General features: G+C 51.8%; 14 protein-coding genes. All 14 read left to right on the top strand.

The window, feature by feature from the left end; all coding sequences use genetic code 11:
* Nucleotides 1-49 precede the first annotated feature (49 nt).
* Nucleotides 50-2,698, top strand: coding sequence for a DNA gyrase subunit A (gyrA, locus tag HV832_RS05730; protein WP_176802609.1), 2,649 nt, complete (start codon nt 50-52; stop codon nt 2,696-2,698).
* Between the two features lie 4 nt (nt 2,699-2,702).
* The gene (gene serC, locus HV832_RS05725; RefSeq protein WP_176802608.1) at nt 2,703-3,803 is read left to right on the top strand and encodes a 3-phosphoserine/phosphohydroxythreonine transaminase; all 1,101 of its coding nucleotides are present in this window, start codon (nt 2,703-2,705) and stop codon (nt 3,801-3,803) included.
* Between the two features lie 202 nt (nt 3,804-4,005).
* Nucleotides 4,006-5,079, top strand: a complete 1,074-nt coding sequence (pheA, locus tag HV832_RS05720) for a prephenate dehydratase (protein WP_176802607.1) — start codon at nt 4,006-4,008, stop codon at nt 5,077-5,079.
* Between the two features lie 7 nt (nt 5,080-5,086).
* The gene (locus HV832_RS05715; protein WP_176802606.1) at nt 5,087-6,004 is read left to right on the top strand and encodes a prephenate dehydrogenase; all 918 of its coding nucleotides are present in this window, start codon (nt 5,087-5,089) and stop codon (nt 6,002-6,004) included.
* Between the two features lie 197 nt (nt 6,005-6,201).
* On the top strand, nt 6,202-7,539 hold the full coding sequence (gene aroA, locus HV832_RS05710) for a 3-phosphoshikimate 1-carboxyvinyltransferase (RefSeq protein WP_176802605.1): 1,338 nt from the start codon (nt 6,202-6,204) through the stop codon (nt 7,537-7,539).
* A gap of 74 nt (nt 7,540-7,613) precedes the next feature.
* Nucleotides 7,614-8,282 (top strand): (d)CMP kinase, encoded by a 669-nt coding sequence (gene cmk, locus HV832_RS05705; RefSeq protein WP_176802604.1) that lies wholly within the window; start codon nt 7,614-7,616, stop codon nt 8,280-8,282.
* 162 nt (nt 8,283-8,444) lie between these two features.
* Nucleotides 8,445-10,145, top strand: a complete 1,701-nt coding sequence (gene rpsA / locus HV832_RS05700) for a 30S ribosomal protein S1 (RefSeq protein WP_176802603.1) — start codon at nt 8,445-8,447, stop codon at nt 10,143-10,145.
* A 31-nt stretch (nt 10,146-10,176) separates the two neighbouring features.
* The gene (locus HV832_RS05695) at nt 10,177-10,482 is read left to right on the top strand and encodes an integration host factor subunit beta (protein ID WP_110256992.1); all 306 of its coding nucleotides are present in this window, start codon (nt 10,177-10,179) and stop codon (nt 10,480-10,482) included.
* 153 nt (nt 10,483-10,635) lie between these two features.
* Entirely contained in the window at nt 10,636-10,947 is a 312-nt protein-coding gene (locus tag HV832_RS05690; protein WP_176802602.1) for a LapA family protein, read from the top strand.
* Nucleotides 10,948-11,061: 114 nt separating this feature from the next.
* A complete protein-coding gene (gene lapB, locus HV832_RS05685) occupies nt 11,062-12,237 on the top strand; it encodes a lipopolysaccharide assembly protein LapB (RefSeq protein ID WP_176802601.1) in 1,176 nt (391 codons plus the stop codon).
* Nucleotides 12,238-12,314: 77 nt separating this feature from the next.
* Nucleotides 12,315-13,688, top strand: a complete 1,374-nt coding sequence (locus tag HV832_RS05680) for a UDP-glucose dehydrogenase family protein (protein WP_176802600.1) — start codon at nt 12,315-12,317, stop codon at nt 13,686-13,688.
* 19 nt (nt 13,689-13,707) lie between these two features.
* The gene (gene rfaE1, locus HV832_RS05675; RefSeq protein WP_317889303.1) at nt 13,708-14,640 is read left to right on the top strand and encodes a D-glycero-beta-D-manno-heptose-7-phosphate kinase; all 933 of its coding nucleotides are present in this window, start codon (nt 13,708-13,710) and stop codon (nt 14,638-14,640) included.
* A gap of 125 nt (nt 14,641-14,765) precedes the next feature.
* Nucleotides 14,766-15,272 (top strand): ComEA family DNA-binding protein, encoded by a 507-nt coding sequence (locus HV832_RS05670; protein ID WP_176802599.1) that lies wholly within the window; start codon nt 14,766-14,768, stop codon nt 15,270-15,272.
* A gap of 297 nt (nt 15,273-15,569) precedes the next feature.
* Entirely contained in the window at nt 15,570-16,472 is a 903-nt protein-coding gene (gene cysM, locus HV832_RS05665; protein ID WP_176802902.1) for a cysteine synthase CysM, read from the top strand.
* Nucleotides 16,473-16,559 lie beyond the last annotated feature (87 nt).

Here is a 16,559-nt window from a genome sequence, read left to right as displayed (position 1 = left end):
GTTATGGTCGCGTCATCATTCAACCAAGCTTTAATTTGCCAGCCTGCCAATGGATCAATTCGCCAAAGAAACACTCCCGATTTCCCTTGAAGAAGAAATGCGCAAGAGCTACCTCGATTACGCGATGAGCGTCATCGTCGGGCGTGCCTTGCCGGACGTGCGTGATGGACTGAAGCCTGTGCATCGTCGTGTTTTGTTTGCCATGCACGAAATGAACAACGTGTATAACCGGCCATTCGTCAAATGCGCGCGCGTGGTCGGTGAAGTCATGGGTAAATATCACCCGCATGGTGATGCCTCGATTTACGATACGCTGGTGCGCATGGCGCAGGATTTCTCGCTGCGTTATACGCTGGTCGATGGGCAGGGTAACTTTGGTTCGATTGATGGTGATAACGCGGCGGCGATGCGTTACACCGAGTGCCGTCTCGACAAAATTGCAAATGAAATTCTGGCCGATATCGAAAAAGAAACTGTTGATTTTGTTCCCAACTATGATGGTAAGGAAAAAGAACCTTCCGTCCTGCCCACCCGGATTCCGAATCTGCTGATCAACGGTGCGTCTGGTATCGCGGTGGGAATGGCGACCAATATTCCACCGCATAATATTACTGAAATCATTAACGGCGCGCTGCATTTGCTGCGCAATCAGGATTGCTCGGTCGATGAGCTGATTGAACTGATTCCCGCACCGGATTTCCCGACCGGCGGCATCATTTACGGCGTATCCGGCGTGCGCGACGGCTATCGCACTGGTCGTGGTCGTGTCGTGATGCGTGCGAAAACGCACTTTGAAGAATTTGGTAAAGACAACCGTACCGCGCTGATCATTGATGAGCTGCCGTACCAGGTTAATAAGAAATCCTTGCTGGAACGGATTGCGGAGCTGGTGCGGGACAAAAAGCTTGACGGTATTTCCGACATCCGCGATGAGTCCGACAAATCCGGCATGCGGGTCGTGATTGAACTCAAGCGCGGCGAAGTACCGGATGTCGTGCTGAACAATCTGTACAAGCAAACACAATTGCAAGATACCTTCGGTATGAACATGGTGGCATTGGTCAATGGTCAGCCAAAACTGCTGAACCTGAAGGAAATGCTGTCCTGCTTCCTGTCGCATCGCCGGGAAGTGGTCACACGCCGCACCGTGTTCGAATTGCGCAAGGCGCGTGAGCGTGGTCACGTGCTCGAAGGTCTGGCGGTTGCACTGGCGAATATCGATGATTTCATCGCGATCATCAAGGCCGCACCAACACCGCCGATTGCGAAACAGGAGTTGATGACCCGTGCGTGGGACAGTTCGATGGTGCGTGAAATGCTGACGCGTACTGCGGCTGATAATCCCGGCGGTATCGAAGCCTTCCGTCCTGAAAATCTGCCTAAGCATTACGGCATTCAGGCCGACGGCATGTATAAATTGTCCGATGATCAGGCGCAGGAAATTCTGCAAATGCGTTTGCAGCGCCTGACTGGTCTGGAGCAGGACAAGATTGTCAATGAGTATAAAGACGTGATGGCGGAAATCGCTGATCTGCTTGATATTCTGGCTAAACCTGAACGTGTTACCGTGATCATCACGGATGAGTTGACGCTGGCACGTAATGAATACGGTGAAGGCAACAAAGACGTGCGTCGTTCCGAGATTTCGCATAATGCGACCGACCTGGAAACCGAAGACCTGATCACGCCGCAGGATATGGTGGTGACCTTGTCGCACACCGGCTATATGAAATCTCAGCCTTTGTCCGAATACCGGGCGCAAAAGCGCGGTGGTCGCGGCAAGCAGGCCACGGCAACCAAAGATGATGACTGGATTGAGCAATTATTCGTCGCCAATACACATGATTACATCCTCTGTTTCAGCAATCGTGGACGCCTGTATTGGCTGAAAGTCTGGGAAGTACCGCAAGGTTCCCGTACCTCGCGCGGCAAACCGATTGTCAATATGTTCCCGCTGCAGGACGGCGAAAAAATCACCGTGATCCTGCCTTTATCAGGCGACAATCGCAGCTTCCCTGAAGACCATTACGTGTTCATGGCAACCAGCCTCGGTACCGTCAAGAAAACACCGTTGACCGATTTCAGTAATCCACGCAAAGCCGGCATCATTGCGGTCGATCTGGATGAGGGCGATTTCCTGATCGGCGCTGCGCTGACCGATGGGCAGCACGACGTGATGCTGTTCTCTGACGCCGGTAAAGCCGTGCGTTTTGACGAAAACGATGTGCGTCCTATGGGGCGTACTGCCCGTGGTGTGCGCGGCATGAACCTGGATGAAGGTCAGCAGGTCATCGCCTTGCTGGTGGCAGAAAATGAACAACAGTCTGTCTTGACCGCTACTGAAAACGGCTTCGGCAAACGAACGCCGATCACTGAATATACCCGCCATGGTCGTGGTACCAAGGGCATGATTGCAATCCAGACTTCCGAGCGCAATGGCAAGGTTGTCGCTGCGACACTGGTGGAAACCAGCGACGAAATCATGCTGATTACTACCGGCGGCGTACTGATCCGCACCCGTGTTTCTGAGATTCGCGAAATGGGTCGCGCAACGCAAGGCGTGACGCTGATCGCTGTGGAAGATGGCACCAAGCTGTCCGGCTTGCAGCGCATTGTCGAAACCGATGCCGATCCCGATAACACTGAAACTGCTGAAGATGCCGATACCAGTACACCGGAAGCCGGTGTTACGGAGTGAAGTCATGACGACGATTTATAATTTTTCCGCAGGTCCGGCGGTGTTGCCAAAAGAGGTATTGCAACAGGCCGCTGCTGAAATGCTGGATTGGCATGGCAGCGGCATGTCCGTGATGGAAATGAGCCATCGCGGTGCCGAATTCATGTCCATCATGGACGCTGCGCAAAAAGATTTGCGTGATTTGCTGGCAGTGCCGGCTAATTATCAAATCCTGTTTTTGCAAGGCGGCGGTCTGGGTGAAAATGCCATTGTACCGATGAATCTGATGGGCAAACGCCCTGAAGCGACCATTGATTTCATTCACACCGGCTCGTGGAGTGGGAAGTCGATCAAGGAAGCGCAGAAATATGGCAAAGTGCATGTCGCTGCGTCTGCTGCTGCCAGCGGATTTACCACGATTCCACCGCGTGCTGAGTGGAATCTCACGCCGGATGCGGCGTATGTGCATATCTGTACCAATGAAACCATTGATGGCGTTGAATTTCAGTTTGCGCCCGAGATCGCGGCGGATACAAACGGTGCGCCGCTGGTGGTGGATATGTCTTCTCATATTCTGTCGCGTCAGATTGATGTGTCGAAATACGATGTCATCTTTGGTGGCGCACAGAAAAATATCGGACCTGCCGGCCTGACGATTGCGATTGTGCGAGAGGATTTGCTAGGCCACAGTTTGCCGGTCTGCCCGTCCGCCTTTGACTGGAAAATCATTGCCGATAACGGTTCTATGTACAACACGCCACCGACGTATGCGATTTATATCGCCGGTCTGGTGTTCCAATGGCTGAAGCGTCAGGGCGGTGTCGCCGCGATGGAGCAAAAAAACATTGCCAAGGCAAAGTTGCTTTACGATTATCTTGACTCTACGGATTTCTATGAAAATCGGGTAGAGAAAAATAGCCGTTCGCGGATGAATGTGCCGTTTTTCCTGAAAGACGAAAGTCTGAATACGGTTTTTCTGGCAGAAGCCAAAGCCAACGGCCTGTTGCAGTTAAAAGGACATAAATCGGTTGGCGGTATGCGTGCTTCGATTTATAACGCCATGCCAATGGAAGGCGTACAGGCGTTGGTCAGTTTTATGCAGGAATTTGCCCGCCAGCATTCCTGATTTCTGCTTGCTTTTCCGTCAGCCCTTTCTGAGCATGGCACAACACCATCACCTGGAAACCGTGGCGCTGACGGGCCGGATCACAAGCCTGGCAGTAAGCATACAGCAGTCTATGGCCCAGGCATTGCAATTTACAGCGACGCATATCGCTCTTTTTGCAAGGCCTTGCGCTATCCAAACAAACACGGTTTTTAGGTAAAGTATGAGCGACAATAAATTACTCCCCCTGCGCATTAAGATTGATGCGATCGATGCCCAGATTCTCGATTTGCTGAACCAGCGCGCTCGCGTCGCCGAAGAAGTCGGTCATGTGAAAGCAGAGACCAACGCGCCGGTATTTCGTCCTGAGCGCGAGGCGCAGGTATTGCGCGGCGTGGCTGAGCGCAATCCTGGCCCTTTACTGAATGAAGATATTCAGCTGATTTTCCGCGAAATTATGTCCGCCTGTCGCGCACTGGAACGGCGTGTGGTGGTGGCATTTTTAGGTCCGGTCGGTACCTTCAGCGAACAGGCGGTGTACAAGCAGTTCGGTCATGCGATTCAGGCTTTGCCTTGCGTTTCGATAGACGAAGTTTTCCGTGCAACTGAAGCGGGTACGGCAGATTTTGGCGTCGTGCCGATTGAAAATTCGTCCGAAGGCGCGATCAATCGTACACTCGATTTATTGCTGCAAACCAGTCTGGCGATCAGCGGCGAGCTGGCGATTCCGGTGCAGCATAGTCTGATGAGCAAGTCCGGCAATATGGAAGGCGTGAGCCGTATTTGCGCCCATTCACAGGCGCTGGCGCAATGTCAGGCGTGGCTGAACCAGCATTTCCCGCACATTGAACGTCAGGCGGTGGCATCCAATGCCGAAGCTGCACGCATGGCAAGTGGTGATTACACGGTTGCTGCGATTGCCAGTGAAATCGCCGGTACGCAATACAATCTCGGCATCGTCAGCGCGCACATTCAGGATGATCCGCATAACCGCACACGCTTTGCGGTGATTGGTCGTCTGCACACCACGCCGAGCGGCAAAGACCAGACGTCGATCGTGCTGGCGACGCCGAACAAGGCCGGTGCGGTGTACGATTTGCTGGCCCCCTTATCCAAACATGGCGTTTCGATGACTCGATTTGAATCACGCCCAGCACGAACAGGTAACTGGGAATACTATTTTTACGTCGATGTTGAAGGCCATGTGATGGATGCCAAGGTAGCGGCGGCGATGGCGGAACTCGATGCGAAGGCGGCTTTCTTCAAAGTCCTGGGTTCTTATCCCTGCACGTTGTGAGACTGTGATGCCGAACGTGTCGAATGTTGTTAAGCGTATTGCGATTTTTGGCGTTGGTCTGATCGGTGGTTCGTTTGCACTGGCATTGAAAAAGGCTGGTGCTGTCGGTCATATTGTCGGTGTGGGGCGTAGTTACGCGTCATTAGAGCGAGCCTTGCAGCTTGGTATTATCGATAGTATTGCAACGTCTGCAGAAATCGCAGTCAAAGATGTCGATCTGGTGCTGATTGCCGCGCCGGTCGCACAAACACAAGCGATTCTTAGTGCAATAGCGCCGCATTTGCAACCAGGAACCGTAGTGACAGATGCGGGTAGTACCAAGTCGGATGTAGTGCTGGCGGCACGCGCTGCACTCGGTGTCAAGCTTGCGCAGTTTGTCCCGGCACACCCGATTGCCGGACGCGAGCTGAATGGTCCTGATGCGGCGTTATCCGACTTGTACGTCGGTAAAAAAGCAGTGATTACCCGATTGCCGGAAAACAGTGATGCAGATGTCGCGCGCGTTGCCCAGGTGTGGGAGCAATGTGGCGCCATCATTCATTATCTGCAGCCTGAGCGGCACGATGCTGTCTTTGCGGCAGTCAGTCATTTGCCGCATTTACTGGCCTATGCATTAGTGGATGATATCGCTCGTAAACCGCATGCGGATTTGTTGTTTCAGTATGCAGCCAGTGGTTTTCGAGACTTTACGCGGATTGCCGGATCGTCGCCCGAAATGTGGCGCGATATCACGCTGGCGAACCGGCAAGCGATGCTGCAGGAGTTGGATTCTTACACGGCAAGATTGCAGGTGCTGCGCGAATGCCTGTTAACTGCCGATGCGGCGGGCATTGAAGGAATTTATGCGAACGCGCAAAAAGCCCGTCATAACTGGATCAGCGCGATTGAAGCCGCGGAAAAACAACAGCGCGAAGGAGGAGACTGAATATTATGCCGTGCCGTTGCGTCCCGTTCCATCTGGCGTTTTCGATCGGATGAATGCAGTATCAGACTTTACTTGTGATTCAGCGGCGCTCACGCTACCGGATTTAAATCAGACTCAATATCAAACTTAGCATCAGCCCTAATACGTAACAGCAGACTTAACACCAGTCTCCGCGTTCCATTCAAGATCAGATGACCATGACAAAACACAGCAAACATTATCCGCATTACCTTGATCTGCAACCGGTCATGCAGGTGCAGGGAACGGTGCGGTTGCCCGGTTCCAAAAGTATCTCAAACCGCACTCTGCTGTTGGCTGCCTTATCGGAAGGCGTGACTGAAATCAAGGATCTGCTGGCTTCTGACGATACGCTGGTGATGCTGAATGCCCTGCAAAAACTCGGCGTGCACTGGGAGCAGGAGGGCGATACGCAAAATTATCGGGTGCATGGAGTGAAAGGTCATTTTCCGCACCAGCATGCTGATTTGTTTATGGGTAATGCTGGTACGGCGATTCGTCCGCTGGTTGCCGCGCTGGCGGTGCTCGGCGGCGATTACACGGTGCATGGCGTATCTCGTATGCATGAGCGTCCGATTGGCGATCTGGTGGATGCGCTGAATGTGGCGGGTGCACAGATCGACTACACCGGCAATCCCGGATATCCGCCTTTACATATCCATCGCGGTCATTTGCATGCGCAGGAATTGCAGGTCAAGGGTAATGTGTCCAGCCAGTTCCTGACTGCCTTGCTGATGGCAGCACCATTGATGGCGACCGTACATGATGTTCGTATTCAAGTGATTGGTGAGCTGATTTCCAAGCCCTATATAGAAATCACGCTGAACCTGATGGCGCGCTTCGGTGTTGTCGTAGAGCGCGATGGCTGGCAGACATTTACCATCAAGGCTGGTCAGCATTATGTGTCACCGGGCGTGATGCATGTCGAAGGCGATGCTTCGTCGGCGTCGTATTTCCTGGCGGCCGGTGCGATTGCAGGCGGACCAGTGCGGGTGGAAGGTGTCGGTCGTGACAGCATTCAGGGTGACGTCCGTTTTGCCGAAGCGTTGGAAAAAATGGGTGCGATCATCACCCGTGGCGATAACTGGATCGAAGCCCGTTCCGGCGGTACGTTACAAGCCATTGATATGGATTTCAATCATATTCCGGATGCGGCCATGACAATTGCCGTTGCTGCCTTATATGCCAATGGCCCGACTACGTTACGCAATATTGCCAGCTGGCGTGTGAAGGAAACCGATCGTTTATCGGCGATGGCAACCGAATTGCGTAAAGTCGGGGCAACGGTAGAGGAGGGTGCGGATTACATGGTCGTCACACCACCGGCGCAGATGCTGCCTGCCAGCATTGCCACGTATGATGATCACCGTATGGCGATGTGCTTTTCGCTCGCCAGTCTGGATGGTAAAGCGCGGCGTGGTGCGGTGATGCGGATTAATGATCCGCAATGTGTTGCGAAAACCTTTCCGGATTATTTTGAGGTATTTGCTCAGATTAATCATCAGGAACTGTTTTAATACTCCCTCTGAGTATATTGAGAAGACCTTTGTTTATGTGGGCGAGAGCCACGATTTTAAGGATACTCCCTGAAATGAACTCAAATCCTGCAGTAATTACGATTGATGGACCCACCGCGTCAGGTAAGGGAACCGTGGCGCACCGTGTAGCAAAACAGTTAGGTTTTCAGTATCTGGATTCCGGGGCGCTGTACCGACTGACCGCCTTGTTGGCGATCTGGCGACAAGCCGATCTGGAGGACGAACCTGCCATTGTTGCCCTGGCAAGAACTTTGCCCTGCCGTTTTCAGCATGGTCATGTATTGTTGGATGGGCAAGATGTGACGGACGCCGTACGCGCGGAAGCGATCGGTGTGGCGGCCTCGCGCATCGCGGTGTTGCCCGCCGTGCGCCAGGCACTGACGGACCTGCAAGTCTCATTCCGCCAGCCGCCCGGACTGGTGGCGGACGGGCGCGATATGGGTACCGTAATCTTTCCTGATGCCAATTTAAAAATATTTCTGACTGCCAGCGCCGAGGCCAGGGCGCAGCGTCGATATAAGCAATTGATTGAAAAGGGAATTCCTGCTAATATGAAAGACTTGGTAAAAGATTTGATGGAACGCGATGCAAGGGACAGTGCCCGCGCAACCGCTCCCCTCAAACCTGCGCCAGATGCACAGATTCTGGATACTTCTGACATGGCCGCAGATCAGGCGGTGCAGCAAGTACTGGAATGGTATGCAAATGTACAGAAAGCCTGAAATTCCTTCGTGATTGCTTGTTTCAATCTTAAAGTGTGGTTTTTTGTGCAGGTAAGTCCCTTGAGTAAAGCAAGTTTATTCAGGGGGTTGTTCAACCTAACCCGGTAAATGGCGCCTTTGCACCGTTCCGGCTAACTCGTAAATATTATGTCTACTGTATTCATGTCCCAAGATTTCGCAACCGGTGCAGACAGCTTCGCAGCTTTGTTCGAAGAGTCCCTGTCACGTCAGGATATGCGTTCCGGTGAAGTGATTTCTGCTGAAGTCGTTCGTATCGACCACAACTTCGTGATCGTGAACGCAGGCTTGAAGTCTGAAGCCTTCATCCCTGTTGAAGAATTCAAAAACGACCAGGGCGACCTGGAAGTGAATATCGGCGATTTCGTTTCCGTAGCGATTGATTCGCTGGAAAACGGCTTTGGCGACACAATTTTGTCCCGTGACAAAGCGAAACGTCTGGCTTCCTGGCTTGCTTTGGAAAAAGCGCTGGAATCTGGCGAAATCGTTACCGGTACAGTTAATGGTAAAGTTAAAGGTGGTCTGACTGTTCTGACGAACGGCATCCGCGCTTTCCTGCCAGGTTCTTTGGTTGATACACGCCCAGTGAAGGATACCACTCCTTACGAAGGCAAAACCATGGAATTCAAAGTGATCAAGCTGGATCGCAAACGTAACAACGTTGTGCTGTCCCGCCGCGCTGTGGTTGAAGCGTCTATGGGCGAAGAGCGTCAAAAACTGATGGAAACCCTGAAAGAAGGCACAGTGGTTACTGGCGTTGTTAAAAACATCACTGACTACGGCGCGTTCGTTGATCTGGGCGGCATCGATGGCTTGTTGCACATCACCGACCTGGCATGGCGCCGTGTACGTCACCCTTCCGAGGTGTTGACAGTTGGTCAGGAAATCACTGCAAAAGTATTGAAGTTCGACCAAGAGAAAAACCGCGTGTCCCTGGGCGTAAAACAATTGGGCGACGATCCATGGACAGGCTTGTCCCGTCGTTACCCAGCGAACACACGTCTGTTCGGTAAAGTGACTAACCTGACCGACTACGGTGCGTTCGTTGAAGTAGAACAAGGTATCGAAGGTCTGGTTCACGTTTCCGAAATGGACTGGACAAACAAAAACGTTGCTCCAAACAAAGTTGTTCAATTGGGCGACGAAGTTGAAGTTATGGTTCTGGAAATCGACGAAGAACGTCGTCGTATCAGCCTGGGCATGAAACAATGTAAAGCTAATCCTTGGGATGATTTCGCGATCAATCACAAGAAAGGCGACAAAGTACGTGGCGCGATCAAATCGATCACTGACTTCGGCGTATTCATTGGCTTGTCCGGTAACATCGACGGTCTGGTTCATTTGTCTGACCTGTCCTGGAACGAAACAGGCGAAGAAGCAGTTCGCAAGTTCAAGAAAGGTGACGAACTGGAAGCCGTTGTTCTGGCAATCGACGTTGAGCGTGAGCGCGTTTCCCTGGGCGTTAAGCAACTGGAAGGCGACCCATTCAACAACTACTGCGCAATGAACGACAAAGGTGCAGTGGTTACAGGTACAGTGAAATCTGTTGAGCCAAAAGGCGCAGTGATCCAGCTGGCTGACGACGTTGAAGGCTATCTGCGCGCATCCGAAATCTCCCGCGATCGCGTGGAAGATGCCGGTACTCACCTGAAAGTCGGCGATAGCGTTGAAGCACTGGTATTGAATATTGACCGCAAGGCACGTTCTATCCAGTTGTCTGTCAAGGCAAAAGATTCTGCTGACACACAGGAAGCCATGCAAAAAATGTCTACCGACGCTAACGCTGCATCCGGCACAACCAGCCTGGGCGCATTGTTGAAGGCGAAGCTCGACAACAAAAACTAAGCTCAATCTTAGTCATCAGGTTTTATAAAATATGACGAAGTCGGAGCTGATAGCTCGTCTGGCGGAGCGCTATCCACAACTGGTTGCTAAAGATGTGGATATCGCTGTCAAAACCATTCTGGATGCGATGTCGGATGCCCTGGCAACAGGGCAGCGCATTGAAATTCGCGGTTTTGGCAGTTTTGCTCTCAACAGTCGTCCGCCACGTATTGGCCGCAATCCTAAATCCGGGGATAAAGTGATGGTGCCTGAAAAAAGGGTGCCGCATTTTAAGCCGGGCAAAGAATTGCGGGAACGGGTGGATGCGATGGTAGGGCAGCCTATACACGATGATTAGACGAGGCATTGCGCCTTGTGGTTGACGCACCATAAAACGGCATACCGGTTTTCCCGGTATGCCGTTTTTTTTCAGTACAATGTATCGTTTGCCGGAAGCGTGACTTAATGCTAAGTTAGCCGCGTATGCGCTGTTACACGATAAGGATGCCTCATGAAATACCTCTCCAGACTGATTGCCGCAATATTGTTCATTATCTTTTTTGGCTTTGCCCTGAAAAATGATCAGATCGTGACTTTGCAGTATTTCTTCGGTTACCAGCAATCTGCCCCGCTGGTGATTATGCTGCTGGCATTTTTTGTCGGTGGCGCAGTGTTGGGCGCATTGGCGATGGTGCCCATGATTTTCAGGCATCGCCGGGATTTATCCCGGCATAAGAAAACACTGGCAGAAATCCAGAAAGAAAGAGATGCAGTGCAGCAAGCGGGGACACAGGCGCCACAGCCTGATAACATTCAGCAATAATGCGCTATGTTGATGAACCGGACCGGTATCTGCCGGACCAGTTCGGGTGATAAGAATAAAACTCTGTTGTCAGTGCCATGCCCAGAGTTGGGTTGCGAAAGAATATAAGAAAAAATGGAATTTGAAATTTGGTGGCTGCTGGGGATTCCCCTGTTTTTTACACTGGGCTGGATGGCTGCGCGGATTGATATCCGGCAACTTCTCGCGGAATCCAGAAGTTTGCCGCGCGGTTACTTCAAAGGATTGAATTTTCTGCTGAATGAGCAACCTGACAAGGCGATTGATGCCTTCATTGATATTGTCAGGCTCGACCCGGAAGCTGTTGAATTGCATTTTGCACTGGGCAACCTGTTTCGCCGCCGAGGTGAAACCGAACGTGCGATCCGGGTGCATCAGAATCTGCTGTCGCGCCCTGATTTACCTGCTGACCAGAAAACCCAGGCGATGTTTGAACTGGGGCAGGACTATCTGAAAGCCGGATTACTGGATCGGGCAGAGGAAACTTTCCATCAATTGATTTCAGATCCGCATGAAGCGCAGGCAAGACGTGCTTTGCTAGAAATATATCAGCGAGAAAAAGAGTGGGCTCGTGCGATTGATGCCGCCTACGCGCTGCAAGAAGCAGGTGCCGGCGGGCGTCAAAAAGAAATTGCGCAGTTTTATTGCGAGATTGCGCAGGACGAACTGGTTCGCTCCAATACCGAACAGGCCTTGACGATGCTGGATAAAGCACTGGCGACAGACCGGCATAGTGTCCGAGCTGTGATTCTCACTGGCGATGTCTATCAGTCTGCCGGCGATACCGAAAAGGCGGTCACGACCTGGCGTCGCGTGGAGCAGCAAAGCGTGCCGCATGTGGCGCTGGTGGCACAACGCCTGATGGATGGTTACCGCAAGCTGGAACGGCCACAGGAAGGACTTAATCTGCTGAAGACTTATCTGGAAGAAGCGCCTTCGATTGATCTGCTGGAAGTCGTATTCAAGGCGATGGTCGAACTGGATGGGGTGGATGCCGCGAATCAGTTGGTCAGTGACGAATTACGCCGCACGCCGACATTGCTGGGTCTGGATAAATTGCTGGATGCACGCTTAATGACGGCACCACCGGAAGTCCGGCCAGAACTCGGCATGGTCAAAAATCTGGTACATGGCTATGCGCAGAAACTGGCGCGCTACCAGTGTTCGCATTGCGGCTTCAAGGCACGTCAGTTTTACTGGCATTGCCCCGGCTGCAGCCGCTGGGAAACTTATCCGCCGCGCCGTACTGAAGAATTGAATGTGATGAATTAACTGATGATGCCGGATGGCGTAAGGATATGTTTTCTACCGCTCCGGCATGATGGATTTTTTAAGATTGTGATCGCAAAATGAAAATTACTATTATTGGTACCGGTTATGTGGGACTCGTGACGGGGGCCTGTCTGGCTGAGCTGGGAAACGACGTATTTTGCCTGGATGTGGACAAGAGCAAGATTGATATTCTGAATAATGGCGGTATCCCGATTCATGAACCTGGTCTGGAAGAAATTGTTGCGCGGAATCGTGCCGCCGGCCGGATACGTTTTTCCACAGATATTGAGGCCAGTGTGGCGCATGGCGATGTTCAGTTTATTGCCGTCGGCACGCCACCGGATGAGGATGGTTCTGCCGATCTCAAATATGTGCTGGCAGCAGCGCGCAATATTGGCCAATACATGACAGGTTTTAAAGTCGTCGTCGATAAATCGACGGTTCCGGTCGGTACTGCAGACCGTGTCAGTGCGGCATTGCGCGAGGAACTGACAGCACGTCAGAGTCATGCGGATTTTTCGGTAGTTTCGAATCCGGAATTTCTGAAAGAAGGCGCCGCAGTAGAAGATTTCATGCGTCCGGATCGTATCGTAATCGGCTGCGATTCTTCTGCGCAGGGCGATAAAGCACGCAGCATGATGAAAAAACTCTATGCGCCTTTTAACCGGAATCATGAACGGACTTTCTGGATGGATGTGCGTTCAGCTGAATTCACCAAATATGCCGCCAATGCCATGCTGGCAACCCGTATTTCCTTCATGAATGAGCTGGCGAATCTGGCCGATCATGTCGGTGCCGATATCGAGGCTGTGCGCCATGGGATTGGCTCTGACCCACGCATCGGACACAGTTTTTTATATGCCGGCTGCGGTTACGGTGGCTCCTGTTTTCCCAAAGATGTACAGGCACTGGAGCGCACCGCACAGGATTACGGGCTGAATTTACTGATTCTGAATGCGGTTGAAGCCGTGAATGCGCGGCAAAAGCAGATTCTTGGAAATAAAATTCTGAAGCGTTTTGATAACAAACTGGTCGGTAAACATTTTGCTATCTGGGGACTCGCATTCAAGCCGAATACAGATGATATGCGCGCCGCCTCTTCCCGTGTGTTACTGGGTGAATTGCTGCGCAGCGGCGCAACCGTTGCTGTTTACGATCCGGTATCCATGGCCGAGGCAAGAAGGGTGTTTGAACTCGATTTTTACGATGCACCGGAATTGCTCGACGCAATCCGTTACGCTTCCAGTCCGATGGATGCGCTGGATCAGGCCGACGCACTCGCGATTGTGACGGAGTGGAAAGCATTCCGTAGTCCTGATTTTGATCAGCTTAAGGCACGCCTGAAGCAGCCTGTGATTTTTGATGGCCGCAATCTGTTTGATCCGACAGTGATGAATGAACTGGGAATCGAATATCACGGTATTGGCCGCTCGGTTCTGACACATCAATAACAAGAATCGGGGTCATGCAGTGAATCAACCGTTGAAAAAACGCATCCTGATTGCTGGTGATGTGATGCTGGATCGTTACTGGTTTGGCGAAGTTAACCGGATTTCGCCGGAAGCACCTGTCCCGATTGTGCGCGTTGAGCGTCGCGAAGAGCGCCTGGGAGGTGCCGCGAATGTGGCGTTGAATGCGGTCGCTCTTGGCGTCAGTGCAGGTCTGATGGGCGTGATCGGTGACGATGAAGCAGGTGAAACCATTGAGCAGTTGTTGAAAAAATCCGGCATCGACAGTTATCTGAGCCGGGACCGGCAGATTTCAACCATCATTAAACTCCGTGTCATCGGCCGACAACAGCAACTGATCCGTATCGACTTTGAAGAGCGGCCGACCGAGCATATCCTGCGCGATAAACTCAATCGTTTTAACGCATTGCTCAGCGCTTCTGATCTGGTGGTTTTGTCGGACTATGCCAAGGGGGGGCTCACAAATGTCTGCATGATGATACAAGCCGCGCTGGCTGCAGGAAAACCGGTGCTGGTGGATCCGAAAGGGAGTGATTTCAGCCGTTATGCTGGTGCCACGCTATTGACACCGAACAAGGCTGAATTGCGTCAGATCATCGGCGAATGGTCTGGGGAAGATATGTTGACAGAAAAAGCCCAGAATCTGCGTCGCGAACTGGGGTTGCAGGGCTTGCTGCTGACCCGTTCAGAAGAGGGCATGACGCTCTTCACCGAAGCGGATGTGACGCATGTGCCTGCGATGGCAAGAGAGGTTTTCGATGTGTCCGGCGCAGGGGACACGGTGATTGCGACTATGGCGGTCATGATGGCAAACGGCATGTCGATGCAGGATGCTGTGGCGATTGCTAATCGGGCTGGCGGCATCGTGGTAGGTAAGCTTGGTACGGCAACTGTTTCCAGAGTGGAATTATTTGGAGAACATGAAATTTCCTGAAAAGTAAAATTCGGTCAACCTTTTTTGTATGGTATCGTTAAAGATGACAGAACGGCACCAGCCTTCTTTCGGTAATACCAAGCTTAAACATCACCATGACTGATTACTTATTTAAGGAGTTTTCTATGTTGAAGAAATTATTGCTCGCCCTGATCGCCTTGATGGCAACAATGAATTTTGCATTTGCTGATGTGGATGTGAATAAGGCAGATCAGGCTGCCCTGGATGGCGTGAAAGGAATCGGCCCGGTTAAAGCGAAGGCGATTATCGAAGAGCGTACAAAAAATGGCAGTTTTAAAGACTGGGCTGATTTTCAGACCCGCGTTAAAGGCATTGGTGACAAAAACTCTGTGAAGTTATCGGAAGCCGGACTGACCGTGAACGGACAGGCTAAATCCGGTGCTCCGGCAGCAAAACCAGCGGCTGATGCCAAGCCAGCAAAAGCAGCGAAGGCTGACAAAGCCGCGAAAGCCGATGCGATGCCAGAAGCAGCTCCTGCTAAAGCAGAAAAAACTGCAGATAAAGCTGCTGAAAAAGCGGATAAAACCTCTAAAAAGGCAATGAAGGCTGATGCCGCCGCAACCAGTGCTTCCAAGGCAGCTGTCAGCGCGAAAGAAGGCAAAACGAAATAAGCAGGTTCAGGGGAATCGTTCCCCCGTCGAATAACTGGTTTGCCTTGACCAGTATCAAGAAAAGCCTCTGATGAACCTGTCAGAGGCTTTTTTTATTAGCTTATGCAAAATGTATATAAGAAAGGTTTTTCCTGATTTCCGGAGCAGATTGCTTGCTTTTCCCTCTGCGCGCCAGAGTTTTCCGGCATATACAGCATCCGGGTTCCGGATTCCGGGCTGCAGATGAGACGGCGAAACAGTGCGTCTGCGTTTAGAATGGTGCTCTGTTTCAGGAAACTATGAGTGATTATGAAAGATATGCCTTACCTGACCATTGAAGACACGATAGGAAACACGCCGCTGGTAAGATTGCAGCGTATCCCCGGTGCTGAAAATGTACGTCGCAATAACATCATTTTAGGAAAGCTGGAAGGAAATAATCCTGCCGGTTCCGTCAAAGACAGGCCAGCGCTGTCCATGATCAAGCGTGCCGAAGAACGCGGGCAGATCAAGCCGGGTGATACCCTGATCGAAGCGACCAGTGGCAATACCGGAATTGCCCTCGCGATGGCAGCGGCGATGCGGGGATACAAAATGCTGTTGCTGATGCCTGAAAACCTGACTATAGAGCGTCGTCAGAGTATGGCTGCTTATGGCGCTAAAATTATTCTGACACCGAAAACTGGTGGCATGGAATACGCCCGCGATCTGGCAGAACAGATGCAGAAAGAAGGCAAAGGTGTGATCCTCGATCAGTTTGCGAATCCGGATAATCCTTTGGCGCATTTTGAGGGAACTGGCCCCGAAATCTGGCGAGATACGAGCGGACGCGTAACGCATTTCGTGTCCGCAATGGGGACGACCGGTACGATTATGGGTGTTTCCGCTTATCTGAAGCAGCAAAATCCACAGATACAGATTGTTGGCGCGCAGCCGGAAGAGGGATCGCAGATTCCGGGTATTCGCAAATGGCCGGAAGCTTATATGCCGAAAATTTATGACAAGGCCAGAATTGACAGGACTGAATCGGTCAGTCAGTCCGATGCCGAACATATGGCGCGTCGCCTGGCTGCGGAAGAGGGAATTTTTTGCGGTATTTCAGCTGCAGGGGCGTGTGAGATTGCCCTGCGGGTCGCCGAGACCGTCGAGAATGCAACGATTGTTTTTATCGTCTGTGACCGGGGAGACCGTTACCTGTCAACGGGCGTCTTTCCAGCCTAAAAGTTTGTTGATCCGGATAAAAAAATACCGAAACTGTCTGGATAAACGGTTTCGGTATTTTGCCCGGAGCCATGTAGTTTCAACGGC

This window comes from Cognatundibacterium oligocarboniphilum (genome assembly GCF_013377855.1).
GTDB classification, from domain to species: domain Bacteria; phylum Pseudomonadota; class Gammaproteobacteria; order Burkholderiales; family Burkholderiaceae_D; genus Undibacterium; species Undibacterium oligocarboniphilum.
Note: the sequence above shows the minus strand (reverse complement) of the source record. Positions and strands in the feature narration are given on the sequence as shown.